The organism is Ruegeria lacuscaerulensis (assembly GCF_013033355.1).
Taxonomy (GTDB): domain Bacteria; phylum Pseudomonadota; class Alphaproteobacteria; order Rhodobacterales; family Rhodobacteraceae; genus Ruegeria; species Ruegeria lacuscaerulensis_A.
Window position 1 is genome coordinate 119,454 of sequence record NZ_WQDY01000012.1, and the last position, 19,991, is coordinate 139,444.

The following is a 19,991-nucleotide window of genomic DNA, read 5'->3' on the forward strand; positions in this document are numbered from 1 at the left end:
GTTCGCTATCGAGAACGAGATGTCGTGCCATGTGAGTGCGCATCCCGAACAACGCGACAACAACCAGGGGAGGGCGGCAACTACCTCGTAGTGCCGCCCTTCTGTTTGTCTGCTATCGCGCTAAATTGTAGCGTGTCATCGACATTGTGGTTGCATCGATCATGCTCATGAATCGTTCAGCAGCGGGTGCTGATGCAAAGCTATCCATGGACGCTTGGGCGTCTTCGGCACTTTCCCAGTTAACTACCACTGCCCATTTGCCATCTGTGAATGCAGCTTGGCGCGAGACAAAGCCTGGTTGTTTGCTGACATGCTCATCTTCGATGACTTTATCAACAGGTTCGAACTCTTGCGGTGTAACGCCTTCAGCAAGGTCCATCGTCACAATTTCAATGACGCCGACGTCTTGTGCCATTGCGTTACCTCCTACGAGCATTATCAGGGTGATCAAGAACGCTTTCATGATGGCACCCGATCAAAACTTTCCATTGTCGTGGGCCATCTCGGACGGGATGTCCGCGATTACGTCCCAATGCTCAACGATCTTGCCGTCTTCGACGCGGAACAGGTCATAGAAGGCAGTCGGCTTGTCGGCAAACGTGCCCTCGGAGGCGGTGAAGACAAAGTTGCCCTCGGCCACAACAATGTGGACGTCCGTGTAGATCATCTGGATGCCTTGCTCGGCCATGCCTGCAAGAGCCGCACCCAAACCGTCCAGACCGTCGGCAATGTTGCTGTTGTGCTGTATGTAGGTCTCCGTCGACAGAAATTCGGTTATCCGGTCAACGTCGCCATCCTTCAGGATGGTGTGCACAAAGTCTGTGACCAGCGCCTTGTTCTCAGCGGTCTTATCCAGATCGGTTATCTCAGTTGGACCATCGGTCTGAGTATGACCCGACGGGTTCGGCGGTGTGATTGGTGTCAGGTTGTCCCAGTGTTCTGCAACCTTTCCGTCCTCGACGCGGAAGACATCAAAGCCAACCAAGGTGTCTGCACCAAACGCCTGGGCGTTGTTGTAGGTGGTATGCAGGACGACGATATCGCCCTCCGTGATGACCCGGTGGATGTCCACCTCGATCCCGCTTTCCTTAAGACCGGGGATAAACCCCAGGATTGGAGCGGCACCTGTGGGTACAGCAGGGTTGTGCTGAATGTAGTCATTTGCCAGCAGTTGTTCGGCTGCGGTTGCGTCGAAGTTGACGAAAATGGCGGCTACAGCCTCCAATACGAGCTCTTTAGGTGTCATTGTTGTTGTCCTCTCTTGGTTTGATTTGACGATATTCACGCGGCGCAGGCTTGCGCCGAGTTGATCGTGAATTCAGTGCCCCACGGGTCGACCTTGCGGCCGGGCGTGAGAGTTTTGGGGTCTGCCAACAGCTCAACACTTGTGAGACCAGTGGCCCCAGCAGAGCGCGAGCCTGCTCCCTTGGATTGCCAAGCGTTTGTAGCTAGGTGGTGATGGTAGCCACCGGACCCGAACCAGCGGGCTGAGGGCAGCTCAAAGGTCTGAACCATACTCAGTTCGTCAGTAACGAATTTCGCTGCTTTGCTGACATCACCGACACGTAAATGAACGTGTCCGATGACTGTGCCTTGTGGTGCGCCTTGCCACTGTGTGGCATCTTCTGTGAGTGATTTCAGATCGAGCGGGTGCGTTGTCATGTGGACGGTGTCGCCCTCGCGTTTCCACATTTTGCGAGGCAGGTCACGATAGATTTCGATGCCGTTTCCTTCGGGATCGTTCAGATAAAGCGCCTCGCTGACACCGTGGTGGGATGCCCCGTCCAGGCGAACACCGCGCTCATCCGCGTAGATCAGCCATGCGCCGAGGTCTTGTTTGGAAGGCAACAGAAATGCCGTGTGAAACAGCCCCGCCTCTTTAGGAAAGGGTTTGGCGTTTCGGTCCTGGCGCAGCTCGATCAGCGTTCCAGCCTCGGTGCCGAGGTAGGCGCTTTCACCGTCGCGTTCGATCAGGCCGAGGCCAATCACGTCTTCATAGAAGGTGGCGGTCTTATCCAGATCGCGCACCGTCAGGGCGACCTGACCTATTGAGATGGGGGCGTCTGACGCTGCCATGTTCTTTTCTCCTGCGATTAAGCTTGAGAGGAACTTAGCGATGGTCTTTTCTCCATAAAATGGCGATAAGAGCGAGTGTGTATCGCGCAAATGGAGACAATTCTATGGACCGGATCGACGGGATGCAGAGCTTCGTGGCTGTTGTGGAATCCGGTTCTTTTGCCGCCGCCGGACAACGGCTTGGCATTTCAAACAAGCTGGTCAGCAAGCGTGTCGCACAGCTCGAAAACATGGTTGGGCTGAATCTTCTCCATCGCACCACCAGGTCTATGTCGCTGACCCACGAGGGGGAGCGATATCTGGAAGGAGCGCGACGAGTGCTGGCTGAGATGGAGCAGTTGGAGACTGAGTTTGACGCTTCAGAGGGCTTGAAGGGCATCGTTCGTGTGGCCGCGCCCCTTACCTATGGCGACACGGCGGTGGCTAAAGCAGCAAGCCGCTTCGTAGAGCAACACCCGAACGTCACGGTCGAATTGGACTTGTCGGATCATTATGCCGATCTGGCCAAGGGCGGTTTCGATATCGCAATACGGATCGGCGCGCTCAGTGACTCCAGTTTGGTCGTTCGCAAGCTTGGTGAAACGCATATGAAAGTCGTCGCGACCCCTTCCTACCTTGAAGAACATGGCGCACCTTCACATCCTGCGGAACTCTCGGACCACATTTGCATTCGAGATGCGAACAACCCGGATCCAAACCGCTGGCCCTTCCAGATCGAAGGGCAAACCGTGCAGGTGCCTGTCTCTGGCCCATTTCTCGCAAACAGTCCTCCCGCCTGCCTCGTTCCGACGCGCGCAGGGAGCGGCATCTTCATATGCCCAGATGTGTTTTTGGGGGACGACCTTGAAACCGGACGTCTTGTGCAACTCTTTCCGGAGTTCCATTCCCGCACTTTGCCGATCCAAAGCGTGCAGTTGCCTTCGGCCTTTCGAAAGCCGCGTGTTAAGTCCTTTGTCGAGTTTATGCGTGAAGAGATTCGAGCGTAGGAAGTCCAAAGCAGTCACTCGCGCTATGCGCAGCATTTGGTAGGTATGGGCTCAGTGTTGCCGTTCTCCGCAGCAAGCATGATTGGCTGGTCCCAGCCTGAAGCAGGCATTCACAATCACGCTTTTCAGTTTTGCACCAAGCCATTGACTAGGACATGCGCGACGTTCAGGAAATCATGTTGTCTGCTGTAAACGACTGAATTGGGCTCGGTGCCATCGTTGTCTGCTGTTAGCATGATTGGCCGCACGCAGCCCGAAGCGGACCTTCGCAACCAAGCTTTGCTAACTCCGAAATACACAACGAAACGGCCAGTTGCAGAGGTTGTATCGGCGGTGGCAACCAACCATTCATGTCGTCGACTAACCTGTTCAACGTCGCACTACAACTTCTCCGAACTGATCCCACGAGGACCTAATCTTCGAAGCGTTCATTTGGCTCGACCACATTTACTTGCTTCGGAACTTGGTCGGTGTCATTCCGGTCTGACCTCGGAAAAAGCGAGTGAAATGGGACTTGTCAGAATAGCCGAGCATCAGTCCGATCTCTGCAATTGTCATCTGGTTTTGTTTGAGGTGCTCCTTGGCGACATCGATACGCAGCCGTTTGATTTCGCGCGGTAACGTTGTGCCTTGTTGATGAAGCGCTTTCAGGAACCGTTCCGGCTGTATTCCCAGCAACTCGGCCACCATCTCCGGCCCCAAATCGGGTTCATCCAGTTTGCCGCGCAACACAGAGCGCAAAGCAGCCACCACAGTTACTTCTTCATCTTGTCGCGGTGAGGCCATCGGCTTGGCAGAGCCGTCAGAGACATGGTGCAAAAACAACCATTCCACAGGAAAACTAATTTGCATTCCGGGATCGGTTCCAAGGCCAACCTCGATCCCTTTGTAGTCGATAGGCAGCCCATTGATGTATCTGCTTTCCCATCGCACACGGGAAGAGTCCCAGGACTCTCCGACGACGGTCTGCAATAGGCGTACATAGATTGCGGCACCAAAACCGGTCACCTGAATGGGTGGGACGGTTGGTTCCTGTTGCCTCTCGATACGATAAGTCGCTTTGTCTGCTTCAATGACAAGGCTGTGCCGCACAGAATTGGACTCCTGCGGCACGAGCTCAACAAAGCGGGTAAAAAACTCGAACAGCGTTTTTGTAGATTGCAAGGCTTGAGCGAAGGGCGGCCACTCTTGCAGGTCAAACGCTTCCCCTACATTCAGTCCTAGGTATCGATCCCCTGATACTTCTGAGAAAGCATTTACCAAGCCGTAAACCAACTCGGAGTGAACGAACACGGATGGGTTAGTCATCAGTTCAGCTTTCAAGCCGACCTGATCCAATGCTGGTTGCGGATTGATCTTACGTTCGGTGAGATATTGCAGAAAGGGAGCGGCTAAAGAGAGGCGAACAAAGCCCTCGCTATGCTCTCGGGAGGTGGAGTTGAAAGGCAAGCTCATAACCCTTGTTGGATTAGCTTTAAGAAGTGGCCATTTTTGCAGTCACATTCGTACATCTTAATTCAAAAGGGGCAACCGAGCCAATGAATTCCAGACTATAGTTGGCAAAACATGAATATGAAGGGAGTACTTATGTCCGGCTTACGAATGTCTCTTTGCTCGACGGCAATTGTCGCGGCAGTTCTTTCTTTTTCGGCGACCGCGCAGGCTCAGGATCAAGAAGAACCCCAAACGCTGTTTACCAACGTGCATGTCTTCGACGGTGTGAATGAGCAACGCATTGAAAATGCCAGTGTTCTGGTCGAGGGCAATCTGATCAAGTCCGTCTCAACCGATGCCATTGATGCGCCGAGCGCGACGGTTATCGACGGCGGTGGGCGCACTCTGACACCGGGCTTTATAGAGAATCACGCGCACCTGATGCTCATGGGGCCATCGATTGCCGAGATGGAAACCAACTCGACCTGGGAGGATTTCGCCATCCACGGGACCCGGATGGCCGAAATGTACCTGATGCAGGGCTTCACGACCGTTCGCGATGCCGGGGGCGCTGGGGGCGGGCTGCGGCGCGCAATTGACGCCGGCCAGATCGTCGGCCCCCGCTTTTATCCTTCCGGGGCATTTCTCGGAACACGTGGTGGTCACGCCGATTTCGCATCCTTCACATCTCCGCCGGGTGGGGTGACCAACTTTGGGACTCTGAATATGGCCCAACAGGTCAACGGTGTTGACGAAATTTACATGTATGGCCGCAACAACCTGCGCATGGGTGCCACGCAATTGAAGTTCATGCAATCAGGTGGGGTGATTTCGGCATTCGATCCATGGCAGTTGCTCGCCGGTTCGAAAGAAGAGATCGAGGCCGCTGTTCAGGTTGCCAACGAGTACGGCACCTATGTCATGGCACATTCCTACCGCAAAGAAGCGATCATCAATGCCCTGAATGCAGGGGTCAGAACCATTGAACACGGATTTCACTTTGACTGCGAGATTTCTGCTTTGATGAAAGAAAAAGGAGCGTACATCACGACGAACATCACAGCATTTGATCCAGGCCTACTTGATGTTCCTTCCGTGAAAAACAACCCCAACAGTTTGAGGAAGGCCAAATCGGCCTCGGCGACCTTCGAAGCCTACATTCCAAGTATGAAGGAATGCCCGGCGCCGCGCGGTTTCCAAACCGATTGCGTCGGCTCGGTCGAAGCGTGCAACATCCAGATCGCCTACGAGAAACATCTGAATAACCATTTCTTCGGCCCCTATGCGTCGATGGTAACCCTAACTTCGGTAGGTGGCGAGATCGCGGCACTTAGCGGTGATTTCATGAACCCCTATCCGGAAGGCAAACTGGGTGTGATCGAAGAAGGCGCCTATGCCGACATCCTGCTGATAGACGGCAACCCCCTCGAAGACTTCTCTGTCGTTGGAACAGGCGATCAGTGGTTCGGTGCGGACCCGAGGCCGGACAGCCCGGAAACAATCCGCCTGATCATGAAGGACGGTGTGATCTACAAAAACACACTGGATTGACCAGATAAAGCAGCCGGAGAGCATTCATGCGAAATTGGTTTTGCTCCGCAGTATTCGCAGGGTTGGTTTTGTGCGGTTATGATGCTGCGGCGACGCCTGGAACCGCGTTGGACTGGTCAGACCTGCCTGACCCGTCTGCGCAGGTCTTTGAAGACCCCTATCGCGAACTTAGCGCCGAACAATTCGACGATGTCCTTTACGTCGTACGGCTGCGCGGCAGGCTACAGCAGGATAGTGGCAGCGAAGAAGAGAGACAAAAATGGCAGGAGCTTCTGACCGAGACTGAGGATGCCTTGGCGGCTGATGGGATTGATGTCGACTGGCTACTCGATCAGCGAGAGGTCGTGACGGAACGGCGAAGAAAGGCTGGAACAAACGGAAATCTGCAATTCGATGGTCAAACAATCACACTCGCGGGCTTTGCCATTCCTGCTCCGAGTGATCCGGATGGACGGCCTGTGGCGTATTTGGTGCCAGAAAGAGGGATGTGCAGTCACATGCCTCCACCTCCGCCCAACCAAATGATCCGTGTACGGCTGAATGGCGACTGGACGCCCAGCTATTTCCACGAACCCGTTCGGCTGACGGGCACGCTGACTATTGACCCTTCTGTTCAGAATATGATGGTTGTGGACGGCCTCATGCCTATGAATGCGACATTCCAGTTGGAGACGGAACGTGTCGAAACTCTGGAAACCGAGGCAGACAGGTTGGAATGGAAGCAGCGGGCCGCTGATCGGATCCGGGCGGCGGGAGATCGCAAGACCGGCGGGGCAAAGGCGTCTGAATGATAAGACTTCTGGTTGTCGCATCGAGTATTGCCTTTGCTGGCGCAGCGTCGGCTCAGGGACTATCCGGGCCATCTTCGGTTGAAGCTGATCTAGAGCCCGGCGATGGGCTAACCGACCCACAGTATCGTTCCGATTTTCCACGCAACATCGCACCGGGTTGGTTTCAGTGGAAAGACCGACTGGCTGAGGGTGGTTTTCGGTTCAACATTGACTACCTGGCATTGGGCCAAACCACGGATGCTGATCTGGGAACCGGCGAAGCAGCCAGCGGAATTGCGCGGTTCTACGGCAGTTGGCAGGCAACTGAACGGGGGTCTCTGACATTCAAGATCGAAGACAGGCACAGTTATACTGACGTTGCTCCGCAATTTCTCGGGCTGGATGGCGGAGCCCTTTCAATCACGGGAACAGCCTTCAATGACAACGGTTTGCTTCTGACCAATTTGTTCTGGACCCAAAGGGCTGAGAATGGGTCGTGGGCGCTGCAAGTCGGCCAGATTGATGTAACGGACTTTGTGGATATCTACGGGTTGGTAAGCCCCTACAGTGGTTTTCAAAACCTGTCTTTCAATACCAACCCGACAATCAACACGCCCAACCAAGGCCTTGGTATTGCCGGTGGGGTAAAGCTGAGCGAGAACCTCTACGCCGTTGCCAGCGTATCAGACGCAAACGCCGACCCGTCCGATCCAAACTTTGATGTGTTTAGCGACGGCAATCTCTTCAAGTCGCTCGAACTTGGGTACACGTCCGGCTTTGATCTCATCTACTTCGACAATATCCATCTGACCCTCTGGCATGCGGATGCGGCTGACGATGGCAGTCGAGCAGAAGATTACGGCGCAGCGTTTTCCGCCGCATGGTTTGTTGACAATAAATGGATGCCGTTCTTCCGTGCAGGGGCCTCGAAGGGAACCGCAGCGCTTTATGAACGGTCGATTTCTGCCGGTCTCGGTTACTATGGTCGCAACACCGATTTGGCCGGTCTGGGCCTAAACTGGGCCGAAGCAAGAGGCATAGATGGCGATCAGTTCACGCTTGAAGCTTTCTACCGCTTTTCAATCTCACCCGGACTGCAGATCACGCCATCGGTACAATTCATTTCCGACCCGCTTCTAAATCCCGATCAGGACCGGATTACCCTGTTCGGTCTAAGAACCCGGATCGTTTTCTAATGCGGGGTGAAGGCAGTCACTAAGGGGTGTGCCAAAGGGCAACTAAGAGAGATCAAGCGCGTGCCGGAATTTTCAACGCCGGTCGAATGAAGTTGGGAAGCAAAGGAACAATCTATGAAGATTGCATACGGAATTCTTGCAGCCTTAGCAGTTGTGTTTTTCATCCTTGGAGGCAGCGATGCCCATGCCAAAGACAACAAGGGTAAAAAGCCGAACAAGGGGGGCAAGAACGGTGATGTCAGCATTCAGATAGAAGACAAACCCGGCAAAGGCCCAAAAGCTGTACCACCTGGACAGATCAAGCGCTACACGCGCGGTGCCAAGCTCCCATCTGACCTGGAGTTCGAGGATATTGGGGACCTTTCCAAATGGAAGCTTGGGGAGCCGGGCAAAGGAAACCGCTACATTCTGGTCGATGACGAAGTCCTCGAAGTTACGAATGACCTGTCTACCGTGGTCGATGCCGTCGGCATCGTCGGTGATCTTCTAAATTAGGCGAAAGTACGATGTTTCAGGGCAAGAACTACCTCGTTTGCCCTGACGCTGGCCGGGGCGATCATTTGTGAACCCCGGCCCAAGTTCAAAACCCGGATCCGAGGCGCTACGATGATAAAGGCCCTTCTTGTTCTTTTTGCGCTTGCTACCTTTTCGTCAGCACGCGCCCTACTCGCTCAGGAAAACGGTGCAACTGAAGTCCCGCAAACAATACGCTTTGAGGGCTATGTATAGCCCAGTCGCGAAGCAGAACTGTCGCCTTTGGTGGACAATGTGGTCAACCGGACTTTGCAAAGTCTGCTTTCTGCGCATCGCTGACCTTAAAGCGCGTTGAAGCATTTTGTATTTTGGGCTCGAGACGGCCGATCTCTGCAATTGGGATCAACGTCTGCTGCTAGACAGATCTAAGTAAAGGTGCGTTGGGTCCGCTGGGGCGATGATCACTCAACCAATGATCGCTTCACATAAAACCGCTTCAACGACGTTCGCGGTTTGTTGTGGTGGTGCAAAGCAACCCTTGGCTGCAGAAGCTTGGCGTTCTCATCTTCGTTTATTCGGCTGCCTGATGCAGCGGGGTTGGGATGTTGAATAATAAACTTACGAAATTCATCTGGTAAGCACAGAAATTAAGCTTGCCTATCAGGCCCCGTGTCGCTGATCCAGGTGATGGTGATAGGCAGAAACAACAGCGAGCTACATAGCTTCAAGCGTATGTGAGAGACCGTTTCGGATGTGATCTTCCAACAGTTTCTTGGCCGTGTCGGCGTCTCTGGCCAGCGCGGCATCGAACATGCCCTTGTGCTCCTTGACGGCCTCTTCACCGCGATAAGTCAACACTAGCATCTGATACCGCAGGTACTTGTCGTAGATGATCGAGTGCAGAGACAGAAGGTTCTTGGAGTTGCAGGCTGCGATCATCGCCTGGTGAAACTCCCAATCATATCGTTTCCAGGTTTCTTTCTCGGATTCGTCGCCCTTCAGAAGCTGCTGTTCCATCAGGTGCAGCTTGTGGTGTGCGGCAACGAGGTTGCCTTCCCAGTCCGTGTCGCCATTCGCAATGGACAACTCCAATGCGTGGCATTCCAACAGGACGCGCAGCTCAGAAATCTCGGTCAGGTCTTCTCGTGAAACCGGCGTAACCAGGAAACCCCGTTGCTCGGGAGCTTCGACAAATCCATCGCTGGCGAGCCTGTTCAGCGTTTCACGAAGTGTCGAAAGGCTTGCCGAGTAGCGTTCCTTCAAGGCGTCCAGCTTCAGTTTGGAGCCGGGCTGCAGCTCCCCGAAGATGATGTCCCGCTTGATGCGCTGATAGGTGCTTGCACCTACCGTAGACGGCTGTTTCGCCATGCGTTTCACCCGATATTATCAGTTTCCTCGTTCAATTAGCATTTTTCAGAGACATCAGCAATCCAAACTGATGTATGGTAAAAATAAAAATATCATACATTATTGCGGAATCGCGAAAACCCCAATACGGTCGTGGCCAAGTTGGGCAAAGCAGCCCGATCGCAATCATCGGTTTCGGGATTTTCCGGACCCTCCGGAAGGAAGCAAAGTGTCTAAGAACTTTCGCATTGCCATTGTCGGCATTGGCCTTGTTGGACGCCGCCACGCAGACGCTATCCGAGCGTTGCGCCATGTTGATCTCGTCGCGGTGGTCGACCCCAGCGATGAAGGCCGTGCTTACGCCGTTGAGCATGGGGTCGCATGTTACGAAACCCTCGAGGAAATGTTAGCAAACAAGACGCCAGACGGAGCTGTTCTGGCGACTCCGACTACGCTTCATGTCGAGCAAGGCCTCACGTGTGTTCGACATGGTTGTCCCGTTCTTGTCGAAAAGCCGATCGCCGTGGAAGCCACCGCTGCACTCGAGCTTGTTCAAGCAGCGGAGAAGGCCAATGTGCCACTGATGGTCGGACATCATCGTCGACACAATCCTCTGATCCGGTCGGCTAAGGAAGCCATTGTCGATGGGAAGATTGGAAATGTGCGCGCTGTCCATGCGAATTGCTGGTTCTATAAGCCAAACGAGTATTTTGATGCTGCGCCTTGGAGAAAGAAACCCGGTGCAGGGCCCATCTCGGTCAATCTTGTCCACGATGTTGATCTGCTTCGGTACCTGGCCGGAGAAGTCATGACCGTACAGGCGCAGTCGGCTTCATCGCAGCGGGGTTACGACAACGAAGATGTCGCCGGCGCGCTGTTGACGTTTGAAAGCGGGGCGATCGGGACCATAAGTGTGTCCGACAGCATCGTCGCTCCGTGGAGCTGGGAGATGACGTCTCAGGAATATCCAATCTATCCGTCGACCACTGAGAGTAGTTACATGATCGGTGGCTCTCATGGTTCGTTGTCCGTTCCCGATCTTCGATTGTGGAGTTACCAGAGTGAGCAAAGGGACTGGTGGACACCTATTTCATCGACCGCGCTGAAGAAGGGTGCGTCTGACCCTCTGGTCAATCAGCTCAGGCACTTTGTTGAAGTAGCTCGGCACGAAGCAGTGCCGATTGTGTCTGGATGGGAAGGGTTCAGAACGCTTCAAGTTATTGAAGCTATTCAGAATTCTTGCAGAACTGGCGAGACTGTCAGGATAAGAAACCTTCAGGAAACGCAGCATCAGAGATTGCAGGTAATGAAAAATATCTGATATTTTGTAAAACATCTTGCAAAAAGTCCAAAATAGGTCAAAACTCTGAATCGCAAAAAAGAAGCATCATGATGTCTCAGGGAGGAGCAAAGTGATTACCAAACTTACCCGCCGGGCTGCTGTATCAGCCCTGGTTGCAACCGGTGTTCTGTTTAGCGCAACAAGTGGTGCGCTGGCGGAAGACAAAGTTCAACTTCGCCTCGCAACATCAGGATCGGAGACCGATCAGCGCTCGGTCGCAATGGCCGAGGTTTTCGCACCCATGGTCGCTGAATTTGCGGCGTATGAGCCCAGCTATAACGGCACAATCTTCGCCCAAGGTACGGAGTTGGACGCCATCAGCCGGGGCAACCTGGAAATGTCGATCACCTCGGCGCAGGAGCTGGCACAGTTCTTCCCCGAGTTTTCGATCTTTACAGCAGGCTATGTCCACCAGGACGCCGCGCATCAGGTGGCTGTCTTCAACGATCCCTTGATGGATGCCTTCAAACAAAAGGCCGAAGAAGAACTGGGCGTCAAACTGCTGTCGGTCATGTATCTGGGCCGTCGTCAGGTGAACCTGCGCCAACCCAAGGATGAACTGACCGTCAGCACTCCGGCTGATCTGGAGGGTGTGAACCTGCGGATGCCGGGCACAGATGCGTGGCAGTTCCTTGGAAAAGCACTGGGTGCCGCCCCGACACCAATGGCGTTCTCAGAGGTTTACACAGCTCTGTCGACCGGTGCCGTTGACGGCCAGGACAACCCATTACCGACCGTGGTTGATGCCAAATTCTACGAAGTGACCAATCAGATCATCCTGACATCGCACTTGGTTGACTTGAACTATATCGCGATCGGCAAAGAAGTTTGGGATGGATTGACACCCGAGCAACAGGCCAAGGTTCAGGAGGCTGCAGACGCAGCGGCTGAAGCTGGTCGCCAGAAGCAGCTTCAGAAAGAAGAGGACCTTGTCAGCTTCCTGAAAGAGCAGGGCATGGAGGTCTATGAGCCCGATCTCGCGGCGTTCCGCGATCAGGTACAGTCGATGTATCTGGAAAGCGAGTTCGCCGGATCATGGCCGGACGGTGTTCTGGAGCAGATCAACGCTCTGGGCAACTAAGCTCATCTGAATAAGGGAGGGAGAACCACAATGAAAGGCTTCATAAAGGGGTTCTCCCGACTGACCGAAGCGATTGCCGGCGGGATGCTGGCGGCAATCTTCCTGATCTTCCTTCTCCAAATTCTTTTGCGGTACTTCTTCACCCCCGCTGGATGGACGCTTGAACTCATCGGCATTCTTTGGGTCTGGGTGATCTTCTTCAGCTGCGCGTTTATCGTGCGCGAGAGAGATCACGTGAAGTTCGACATCATCTACCTGTCGGTACCCCGACGTGTCCGTCAGGTCTTTGCGATGCTCGCAGCCGCCGCCATCGTCATTGGGATGCTCTACAGCTTCCTGCCGACATGGGACTACATCGACTGGATGAAAATCCGAAAGACCGCGACCGTGCGCAACCCGTTCTCGGGCGAGAAGGTACCGCTGCGCACCGTGTTTTCGATCTACGCCGTGTTCATGCTGGTCGTGGCCGCGCGCTATGGCTGGCTGTTCTTCGACATCATGCGCAACGGTCCACCTAAAACCGAACTTGAAATGGTCGTGGGATTTAACGTGGTCGACGATCATCCCCGCGTTGATGTTGAAGACGACGAGGACGCAAGCAAATGAGTTTTGAACTTCTTTCCTGCCTGCTCGCTCTCTTTCTTCTGGCAGGCATCGGGACACCTATCGGCTATTCCATCCTCTTGGCCTCATTAGTGTACTTGGGCACAGCCGGACTGGACGTCGCCCTCGCGGGTGAGAAGATCCTGCAAGGCTTTTACAAAAGCACGATCCTGCTTGCCGTGCCTTTGTTCATCGTCGCCGCGAATATCATGAACGCTGGGTCGATCACGGACCGTCTGTTGAACTTCTGTGTCGCTGCGGTCGGGCGGTTCAAGGGCGGCCTAGGGCACGTCAACGTGGTAGCGTCGTTGATTTTCTCCGGCATGTCCGGCTCGGCAGTCGCGGATGCCGCGGGGATCGGCAAGATCATCATTGAGATGATGACCAAGGATGGCCGCTACAGCCGAGGTTATGCTGCCGCAATCACCGCAGCGTCGGCGACGATCGGCCCGATCATTCCGCCCTCGATCCCAATGGTTCTGTATGCGCTGGTCTCAAAGGCGTCTATCGGGTCGCTGTTCCTTGCTGGCATTCTGCCGGGTCTGATCATGGGCATCGTCCTGATGGCGATGAACTACTATCTGGCCGGCAAGCGGAACTTTGCATTGGAAGAACCTGTTCCGCTGCGCGAGTTGCCGGCTAAAACCGCTAACGCGTTCCCGGCACTGCTGATGCCCGCAATTCTGCTCTACGGCATATATGGCGGCGTCACCACTCCGACCGAGGCTGCAGCCGTGGCTGCATTCTACGCTCTGCTACTGGCAGCGTTGTTCTACCGCGCGCTGACCTTCCGTGGCCTTTATCAAGTGTTCGTCGACAGCGCGCGCTCCTCCGCCGCCGTCGGGGTGGTCATTGGTGGCGCGTTCATTCTGAACTTCATCGTCATTCAGGAACAGATTCCACAGTCGATCTCGGCACTGCTGGAGGGTTCGGATGTTAGCCCGATTGTATTCCTGATCCTCGTAAACCTGCTGATCCTCGCGCTGGGTTGCGTGTTGGACGCGACAACGATCATTCTTGTGATTGTGCCCCTGTTCATTCCAACTTGCGAAGCGCTTGGGATTGATCTGGTGCATTTCGGAGTGCTTGTCGTCGTGAACTCGATGATTGGTCTGATTACGCCGCCCTATGGAATTCTGCTCTTTGTGATCAACGCCGTGACGGACATTCCGCTGCGTGAAATCATCTCGGAGATTTGGGCCTTCCTGGCGGTGCTCATCTTCGCCCTCGTGATCATGATGCTGATGCCTGATCTGGTCCTGTGGTTGCCGCGTATGTTTGGATATCAGGGATAATGTGCCTCTCGGTTTCGACAACGTCGATCCCCGGTGATCTGGCCGAAAAACTGAGTGCTATCGCCGACGCGGGGTTCGGAGGTGTCGAATTACACGAACCGGATTTGACCGCTTTTGACGGGCCGCCATCGCAAATTCGGAACATTGCATCAGATTTCGGCCTGAAGATTTGCCTGCTACAACCTTTCCATAACCTTGAAGGCCAGGCCGACGCCGGACGGGAGCGCGCCTTTGATCGACTGAAGCGCAAACTCGATCTGATGAGCGAGTTGGGAACGGACTTACTGCTTATCGGGTCCGCATTCGAGGTCGATGCCGCTGCGACCGAAGAACAGGTCATCGCAGATCTTGGCGAGGCGGCCAAGATCGCGAAAGAGATGGGGTTGCGTCTGGCCTATATGGGCTTGCCATGGTCGGATCTTGTTCACTCAGATGAGCAGGCTTTACGCGTCGTTGAAGCAATCGACAGCCCTCATTTGGGGCTGGCCTTGAATTCCTTCTTCTCGCTTGCCGACGGGTCCAAACCCGCCCGCCTTCGGGACATTCCCGGCGATCGGTTGTTCCATGTGCAACTGTCCGATGCACCCCGGCTTGAGATGGATATCCGCAGGCTCAAGCGGCATTTCGGGCTTTTGCCGGGGCTTGGGTCGCTGAACCTCGCGGGCTTCGTGCGGGTGTTGTCGCGCGCCGGTTACAAGGGGCCTTGGTCCATTGCGCGCGTCAACGAAGCAGCTCCTCAACCCGGTGGCCGAACACTGGCCCGAGACAGCTACAGGTCGCTGGTGAACCTGTTAGATGAGGTATCCCGGACCGAGCCGGGAACCGATTTCGGCATCCCGGACCTGCCGGAGCGCGTCTATGCGTCAGGCTTTGAGTTCGTCGAATTTACAGCCGATGAAACAAGCGGCGCGCAGCTGGCAGATATGCTGTCGGCAATGTGTTTTCGAATGGAGCGAAAGCACGTCACCAAGTCCGTCGAGCTGTGGCGGCAGGGTGCCATAAACATCGTTGTGAATACCGAAAAGGAAGGGTTTGCCCATTCGGCGTTCCTGGGTCACGGCCCCTCCGTTTGTGATATGGGGTTGCGTGTCAAAGATGCGGATCAAACGGTTCAGCGGGCGACCGCGTTGGGCGCTCCGAATTTCTCGCAGCCAGTGGGAACGGGAGAGCTGGATATCCCGGCCATTCGTGGTGTTGGCGGCAATGTTGTTCATTTCATCGATGAGAGATCCGATCTGCATCGGGTGTGGGACATCGAGTTCGAGCCGGTCGCGAAAACCAAAGCGACCCAGCCTGCCGGTCTGCGCCGTATCGACCATCTGGCCCAGACCATGCGCCACGATGAGATGCAAAGCTGGCTGCTCTACTACATTTCGACCTTTGAGATGGCAAAGTCTCCTATCGTGAACGTCGCCGACCCTTCTGGTGTCGTGCAAAGCCAGGCTATCGAAAGTCCCGAAGGCGAAGTGCGCCTGAACCTGAATGGGGTTGTTGGGCGTAGAACACTGGCAGCGTCATTCCTTGAAGATGGGTTTGGGGCCGGTGTTCAGCACATCGCCTTCCAGTCGGACGATATTTTTGAAACGTCGGATCAGTTGCGCAAAACAGGCTTTCCCAGTTTGACGATCCCAAAGAACTACTACGCCGATCTGCAGGCGACCTTCGGATTGGATGACGATCTGATCACCCAAATGCGCCGGGGCAACATCCTTTACGATCGGGCAGCGGGTTCCGAGTATTTTCAGATATACAGCCGCCCCATCTTTAACGGCTTTTTCTTCGAAATTGTTGAACGCCGCATGGGCTATGCCGGTTACGGTGCGCGTAATGCGCCCATTCGCCTTGCCGCACAAAGCAAAACCCAAGCGGTGAAAGAGGTACACACTCAATGACCGCGCAGATGACCAGCGATGAGAAAGCCGTGCGCCAATGGTGGCGCACCTCGATCATCGACATGAAGCCCGGCCAGATCGTGTTTCGCGGCAACGCCATAGAGGACCTGATCGGGAACGTCTCTTTCCCGCAGATGATCTGGTTGATGGTGCGGGGCGATCTGCCCAGCGACGCGCAAGCGCGCCTGTTTGAGGCCGCTTTGGTCGCGGGCGTGGATCATGGCCCGCAGGCCCCCTCGATCGCGGCCGCGCGTATGGCTGCCACCTGCGGGGTAGGTCTCAACAATGCGATGGCAACCGCGGTGAACATGCTGGGCGACGTGCATGGTGGGGCAGGAGAGCAGTGCGCAGAGCTGTACTATGATATCGCAGTCCGCATGGATGCAGGAGCTTCGCTGACTGACGCTGTTCGGGATGGCTTGGACAGTTGGCGCGAGACCTACGGCAAGATCGTATCGGGCTTTGGTCACAGGTTTCACAAACCTGTCGATCCACGCGCACCCCGATTGATGCAACTTGTTAGAGATGCGGCGGCAGAAGGCACAGTTTCTGGCCGGTTTGCCGATATCGGAGAAGAGGTTCAAGCCGAACTCGGTCGTCAACGAGGCGGTCTGCCAATTGCCATGAATATTGACGGCGCGACAGCTGTGATCTTCTGCGAACTTGGCTTTCCTGCGCCCTTGTCGCGAGGGCTGTTCTGCCTGTCCCGCTCGGTCGGAATACTTGCCCACGCTTGGGAACAGATGAACCAGGGTGGCCGCAACAAAGGGCCGATGCCCGCTAATTACTTACCCCTCTACGAAGACAGGAATGATGACACGTGAGACATCGAAATCCTTCCGGGTCGGCCTTATCGGCTGTGGTCGTATCAGCGATATTTATCTAAAAACACTATCCAAATTCTCAAACGTTGAGGTCGTGGCTTGCGCAAGCCTTGACCCTTCGGAAAGCCGCACCAAGGCAGATCAATACGGTATCGCCAAGGCCTGTGCGCCAGATGGGGTGTTTGACGATCCGACGATTGACTGCGTTCTGAATCTGACAATTCCGGCGGCGCATGCCGAAATCAGCCTGCGTGCGTTGGAGGCGGGCAAGCACGTCTATTCCGAGAAGCCGCTGGTTATGGATCGAACGGATGGTAAGACGATTCTGCACATGGCCTCTGAAAAGGGGCTACTGGTCGGTTGCGCACCCGACACATTTCTGGGCGGCCGTTGGCAAACCGTTCGGCGCTTGATCGATGAGGGTGCCATTGGCAAACCGACAGGGGTTTTTGCCCATGTCGGTACCCACGGGACGGAACGCCACCATCCCAACCCGGATTTCTACTATAAGGCGGGTGGTGGGCCATTGCTGGACCTTGGGCCGTACTACCTGACCGCCATGATCTTCTGCCTTGGTCCCGTTGACCGGGTCGCCGGAATGGCTCGGCGCACTTTCGACAATAGGATGATCGAAAACGGCCCTCGCAACGGCGATTGGATAGATGTCGAGGTCGACACGCATTCCCTAAGCCTGCTTCAGTTCTCATCCGGAGCTATAGGGTCGATGACCATGAGCTTCGACGTCTGGGACAGCGAAACTCCGCGGTTCGAGATCTACGGTGAAAACGGCACCATCAGCATTCCTGATCCTGACCCGGTTCATGGTGCCAATATCTTTCAAGGGGATGTCTGGCTGAAAACGCGGGAGACCTCGCGCTGGTCTCATCAGCCTCGTCCAACCGGTCGTGAAGACTGGCAGGTGGTCGAAAACAAACACGGGTTCAATGAGGACAGCCGCGGGCTCGGCCTTTTGGATCTGGCACTGGCGGCACAAGAAGGACGCCAACCCCGTGCAAGTGGAGCGCTTGCCTACCACGTCTTCGAGGTCATGAACGCGATCGAACGGGCACCGAAATTTGGCGCCTATCAGACGATAGAAAGCCGTTGCGCGGCTCCGGAGCCTTTGCCGGTCGATTTCCTTAACGATGAGAGGAAGGAGTTGGCGCATGCCGATTGAGACACTCGACTTTGCCCAGCCATTCTTTCGCGTCCAGCACATCACCGATGAAGACAGAGTATCTGTTGAGGGTCGTGCAATTGTTCTGAACCTTGGGGGACGCGACCTTTCGGTCGAGGATCAGACCGTTGCACCACTCTCCTCCGTTATCTTGCAAGATAGCTCTCTCAAAGGCGTGGAACGCGCAGTAATTGTCCATGGATTCGACGCCCATGCCGACGAGAACGAGTTGTTCGCATGGGTGAAAGATACATGGCCATCTGCTTTTGATGTTCGCCAAGAAGAACGCCTGCGCGGTGTCAGCCACTACATGTCGCCAAAGGTCTTCGTGGGTGACGTTGGACTGACCATGTACCATTCCGGTTCGGTCCCTTTGAATGTCGGATTGCACAAGGATCATCCGTTCTGCCCGGTACCAGGGTTTCGCGAAGTGCATACGCAAATCGTAGGCTTTGGCAAAATGCAGCAATGCCGTGAGCGGGATGTTGAAACCCTTTACCTCGAAGAATTCATGGCCCCCGGCACGACGCACAAACCGATGTATGACGCTGAAGGCAACTATCCCTGGCATCAGTACGAGACGATTACCCCCAGCATTTTCATGGCGGTGGAAATGCTGCCGGAAGGCGTACGGGTCCCGGAAATGGAGATGCAAAATGGCTGAGAGACTTTTACCCGAAGACCTGAACTTTGACGGACCTTTCCCCCGGTTGTCTCGCCGTTTGCGGCTGGGCGTTGTTGGCGGCGGACGGATCTCTGTCACGCAGGCAACGGCCGCGCGGATGACTGACCGGTGGGAGGTCACCGCAGGCGCGCTCAGTTCTGACGCCGCGCGAAGCAAGGCGCGCGGGGCCGAGTGGTTCCTGCCGGCAGACAGGTGCTATGCGTCGTTCGACGAGATGGCGCAGGCCGAGGCGGCGCGCCCGGATGGCGTAGATGCCGTCATGATCACGACCCCGAACCACGTTCATTTCGAAGCTGCCAAAGCGTTTCTTGAGGCGGGCATTGACGTGCTGTGCGACAAGCCCCTGACCAACGAAGTTGCCGAGGCCGAGGGGCTTGAGGAGATCGCCGCGCGCACGGGAAACATCTTTGCTGTCGGATATGCGATGTCATGTTTTCCAGTAATCCGTCAGGCCAAACAAATCGTGGCGGAAGGCGGCATCGGTAAAATCAACCAAATCCACGTCGAGTTCATGCAAGACTGGATGACGCCCGATGATGTGGCTGATGCGCCCCACGTCAAATGGCGGCTGGACCCAAAGATTTCTGGTCCGACCAGCTGTGTCGGCGATATCGGCACCCATGCCGCGCATCTCGCCAGTTTTGTCTCGGGCCTGCCCTTGACCGACCTGAGGGCCGAGTTCCATGTCTGCGGCGCGCCAAAGCCTTTGGAAGACACAGCATTCATGTTCACCCGCTATCAAAACGAGGTTCCGGGCACCCTGATGGCGACGCGCCTTGCCCCTGGAAATCGAGGCGGTTTGCGCTTACGGATATTCGGGAGCGAAGGAGGCCTCGAGTGGGACTTGGAGAATTCGGAACAGCTGAAGTTCAATCGGTTCGGTGAGCCGGATCGTACCATCAGCCGAGGTCACGGGCATGGTATCGGACCCGGCGCAGAACGTCTGATCCGTACCGCGCGGGGCTTCCCTGAGGGGATTATCGAAGCCTGGGCTAATCTTTATACTGAGTTCGCAATGGCAGTGGCCGCGCGCCGGGATGGCGTCGCGATTCCGGCCCATTGGCTGACCTATCCCAGTGTCAATCAAGGAGCAGATGGTGTCCGATTCATTGATGCCTCCGTGCGCTCTCACCAGTCCGGAGGTGATTGGGTCACTCTCTAAGGCTTTGCCAACACAAATGTAAAACACGCCCGGGCAGTTGCCCGGGCGCTTTCATTTCCTGCTTAGCATTAAAAGTTGATATTTTAAAAAATATCA

19 protein-coding genes are annotated in these 19,991 nt (G+C 55.2%); 14 read left to right on the forward strand and 5 right to left on the reverse strand.

Going from position 1 to position 19,991, the window contains the following annotated elements:
- Nucleotides 1-112 precede the first annotated feature (112 nt).
- The 3 genes from GOW48_RS18735 to GOW48_RS18745 are packed head-to-tail and all read right to left on the reverse strand — an operon-like array spanning nt 113 to nt 2,076.
- Nucleotides 113-415 (reverse strand): hypothetical protein, encoded by a 303-nt coding sequence (locus GOW48_RS18735; protein WP_214648679.1) that lies wholly within the window; start codon nt 413-415, stop codon nt 113-115.
- A 60-nt stretch (nt 416-475) separates the two neighbouring features.
- Nucleotides 476-1,246, reverse strand: a complete 771-nt coding sequence (locus GOW48_RS18740; RefSeq protein WP_170380001.1) for a nuclear transport factor 2 family protein — start codon at nt 1,244-1,246, stop codon at nt 476-478.
- A 35-nt stretch (nt 1,247-1,281) separates the two neighbouring features.
- Complete coding sequence (locus GOW48_RS18745) at nt 1,282-2,076, reverse strand: VOC family protein (RefSeq protein WP_170380000.1); 795 nt, start codon at nt 2,074-2,076, stop codon at nt 1,282-1,284.
- A gap of 104 nt (nt 2,077-2,180) precedes the next feature.
- Here GOW48_RS18745 and GOW48_RS18750 point away from each other — a divergent pair, with 104 nt between their 5' ends.
- Nucleotides 2,181-3,062: a LysR family transcriptional regulator gene (locus GOW48_RS18750; protein ID WP_170379999.1), complete on the forward strand. Its 882-nt coding sequence runs from the start codon at nt 2,181-2,183 to the stop codon at nt 3,060-3,062.
- 447 nt (nt 3,063-3,509) lie between these two features.
- On the opposite strand, the gene GOW48_RS18755 is transcribed toward GOW48_RS18750, so the two are convergent.
- Nucleotides 3,510-4,517 carry an AraC family transcriptional regulator gene (locus GOW48_RS18755; RefSeq protein ID WP_170755644.1) on the reverse strand — a complete coding sequence of 336 codons (1,008 nt, stop codon included), beginning with the start codon at nt 4,515-4,517 and terminating at the stop codon, nt 3,510-3,512.
- Between the two features lie 132 nt (nt 4,518-4,649).
- On the opposite strand from GOW48_RS18755, the gene GOW48_RS18760 reads away from it, so the two are divergent.
- From GOW48_RS18760 to GOW48_RS18775, 4 genes are all read left to right on the forward strand, one after another.
- A complete protein-coding gene (locus GOW48_RS18760) occupies nt 4,650-6,047 on the forward strand; it encodes an amidohydrolase family protein (RefSeq protein WP_170337131.1) in 1,398 nt (465 codons plus the stop codon).
- Nucleotides 6,048-6,073: 26 nt separating this feature from the next.
- Nucleotides 6,074-6,838, forward strand: a complete 765-nt coding sequence (locus GOW48_RS18765) for a DUF3299 domain-containing protein (RefSeq protein ID WP_170755645.1) — start codon at nt 6,074-6,076, stop codon at nt 6,836-6,838.
- Nucleotides 6,835-8,013, forward strand: a complete 1,179-nt coding sequence (locus GOW48_RS18770) for a carbohydrate porin (protein WP_170755646.1) — start codon at nt 6,835-6,837, stop codon at nt 8,011-8,013. The genes GOW48_RS18765 and GOW48_RS18770 overlap by 4 nt, the downstream gene beginning before the upstream one ends.
- Nucleotides 8,014-8,127: 114 nt before the next feature.
- Entirely contained in the window at nt 8,128-8,508 is a 381-nt protein-coding gene (locus GOW48_RS18775; RefSeq protein WP_170337130.1) for a hypothetical protein, read from the forward strand.
- 693 nt (nt 8,509-9,201) lie between these two features.
- On the opposite strand, the gene GOW48_RS18780 is transcribed toward GOW48_RS18775, so the two are convergent.
- Nucleotides 9,202-9,855 carry a GntR family transcriptional regulator gene (locus tag GOW48_RS18780; RefSeq protein ID WP_170755647.1) on the reverse strand — a complete coding sequence of 218 codons (654 nt, stop codon included), beginning with the start codon at nt 9,853-9,855 and terminating at the stop codon, nt 9,202-9,204.
- Here GOW48_RS18780 and GOW48_RS18785 point away from each other — a divergent pair.
- From GOW48_RS18785 to GOW48_RS18825, 9 genes are all read left to right on the forward strand, one after another.
- On the forward strand, nt 9,854-11,155 hold the full coding sequence (locus GOW48_RS18785) for a Gfo/Idh/MocA family protein (protein WP_234899543.1): 1,302 nt from the start codon (nt 9,854-9,856) through the stop codon (nt 11,153-11,155). The two genes, GOW48_RS18780 and GOW48_RS18785, sit on opposite strands and share 2 nt — an antisense overlap.
- A gap of 91 nt (nt 11,156-11,246) precedes the next feature.
- Complete coding sequence (gene dctP, locus GOW48_RS18790) at nt 11,247-12,257, forward strand: TRAP transporter substrate-binding protein DctP (RefSeq protein ID WP_170755648.1); 1,011 nt, start codon at nt 11,247-11,249, stop codon at nt 12,255-12,257.
- Between the two features lie 30 nt (nt 12,258-12,287).
- Nucleotides 12,288-12,863, forward strand: coding sequence for a TRAP transporter small permease (locus tag GOW48_RS18795; RefSeq protein WP_170755649.1), 576 nt, complete (start codon nt 12,288-12,290; stop codon nt 12,861-12,863).
- Complete coding sequence (locus GOW48_RS18800) at nt 12,860-14,155, forward strand: TRAP transporter large permease (RefSeq protein WP_170518689.1); 1,296 nt, start codon at nt 12,860-12,862, stop codon at nt 14,153-14,155. Before GOW48_RS18795 ends, GOW48_RS18800 begins: the two co-directional genes overlap by 4 nt.
- Nucleotides 14,155-16,047: a bifunctional sugar phosphate isomerase/epimerase/4-hydroxyphenylpyruvate dioxygenase family protein gene (locus GOW48_RS18805; protein ID WP_170755650.1), complete on the forward strand. Its 1,893-nt coding sequence runs from the start codon at nt 14,155-14,157 to the stop codon at nt 16,045-16,047. The genes GOW48_RS18800 and GOW48_RS18805 overlap by 1 nt, the downstream gene beginning before the upstream one ends.
- The gene (locus GOW48_RS18810) at nt 16,044-16,871 is read left to right on the forward strand and encodes a citryl-CoA lyase (RefSeq protein WP_234899544.1); all 828 of its coding nucleotides are present in this window, start codon (nt 16,044-16,046) and stop codon (nt 16,869-16,871) included. Before GOW48_RS18805 ends, GOW48_RS18810 begins: the two co-directional genes overlap by 4 nt.
- The gene (locus GOW48_RS18815; RefSeq protein WP_170755651.1) at nt 16,858-18,048 is read left to right on the forward strand and encodes a Gfo/Idh/MocA family protein; all 1,191 of its coding nucleotides are present in this window, start codon (nt 16,858-16,860) and stop codon (nt 18,046-18,048) included. Before GOW48_RS18810 ends, GOW48_RS18815 begins: the two co-directional genes overlap by 14 nt.
- Nucleotides 18,038-18,712, forward strand: coding sequence for a hypothetical protein (locus GOW48_RS18820; protein WP_170755652.1), 675 nt, complete (start codon nt 18,038-18,040; stop codon nt 18,710-18,712). Before GOW48_RS18815 ends, GOW48_RS18820 begins: the two co-directional genes overlap by 11 nt.
- The gene (locus tag GOW48_RS18825; protein WP_170755653.1) at nt 18,705-19,895 is read left to right on the forward strand and encodes a Gfo/Idh/MocA family protein; all 1,191 of its coding nucleotides are present in this window, start codon (nt 18,705-18,707) and stop codon (nt 19,893-19,895) included. Before GOW48_RS18820 ends, GOW48_RS18825 begins: the two co-directional genes overlap by 8 nt.
- Nucleotides 19,896-19,991: the final 96 nt, after the last annotated feature.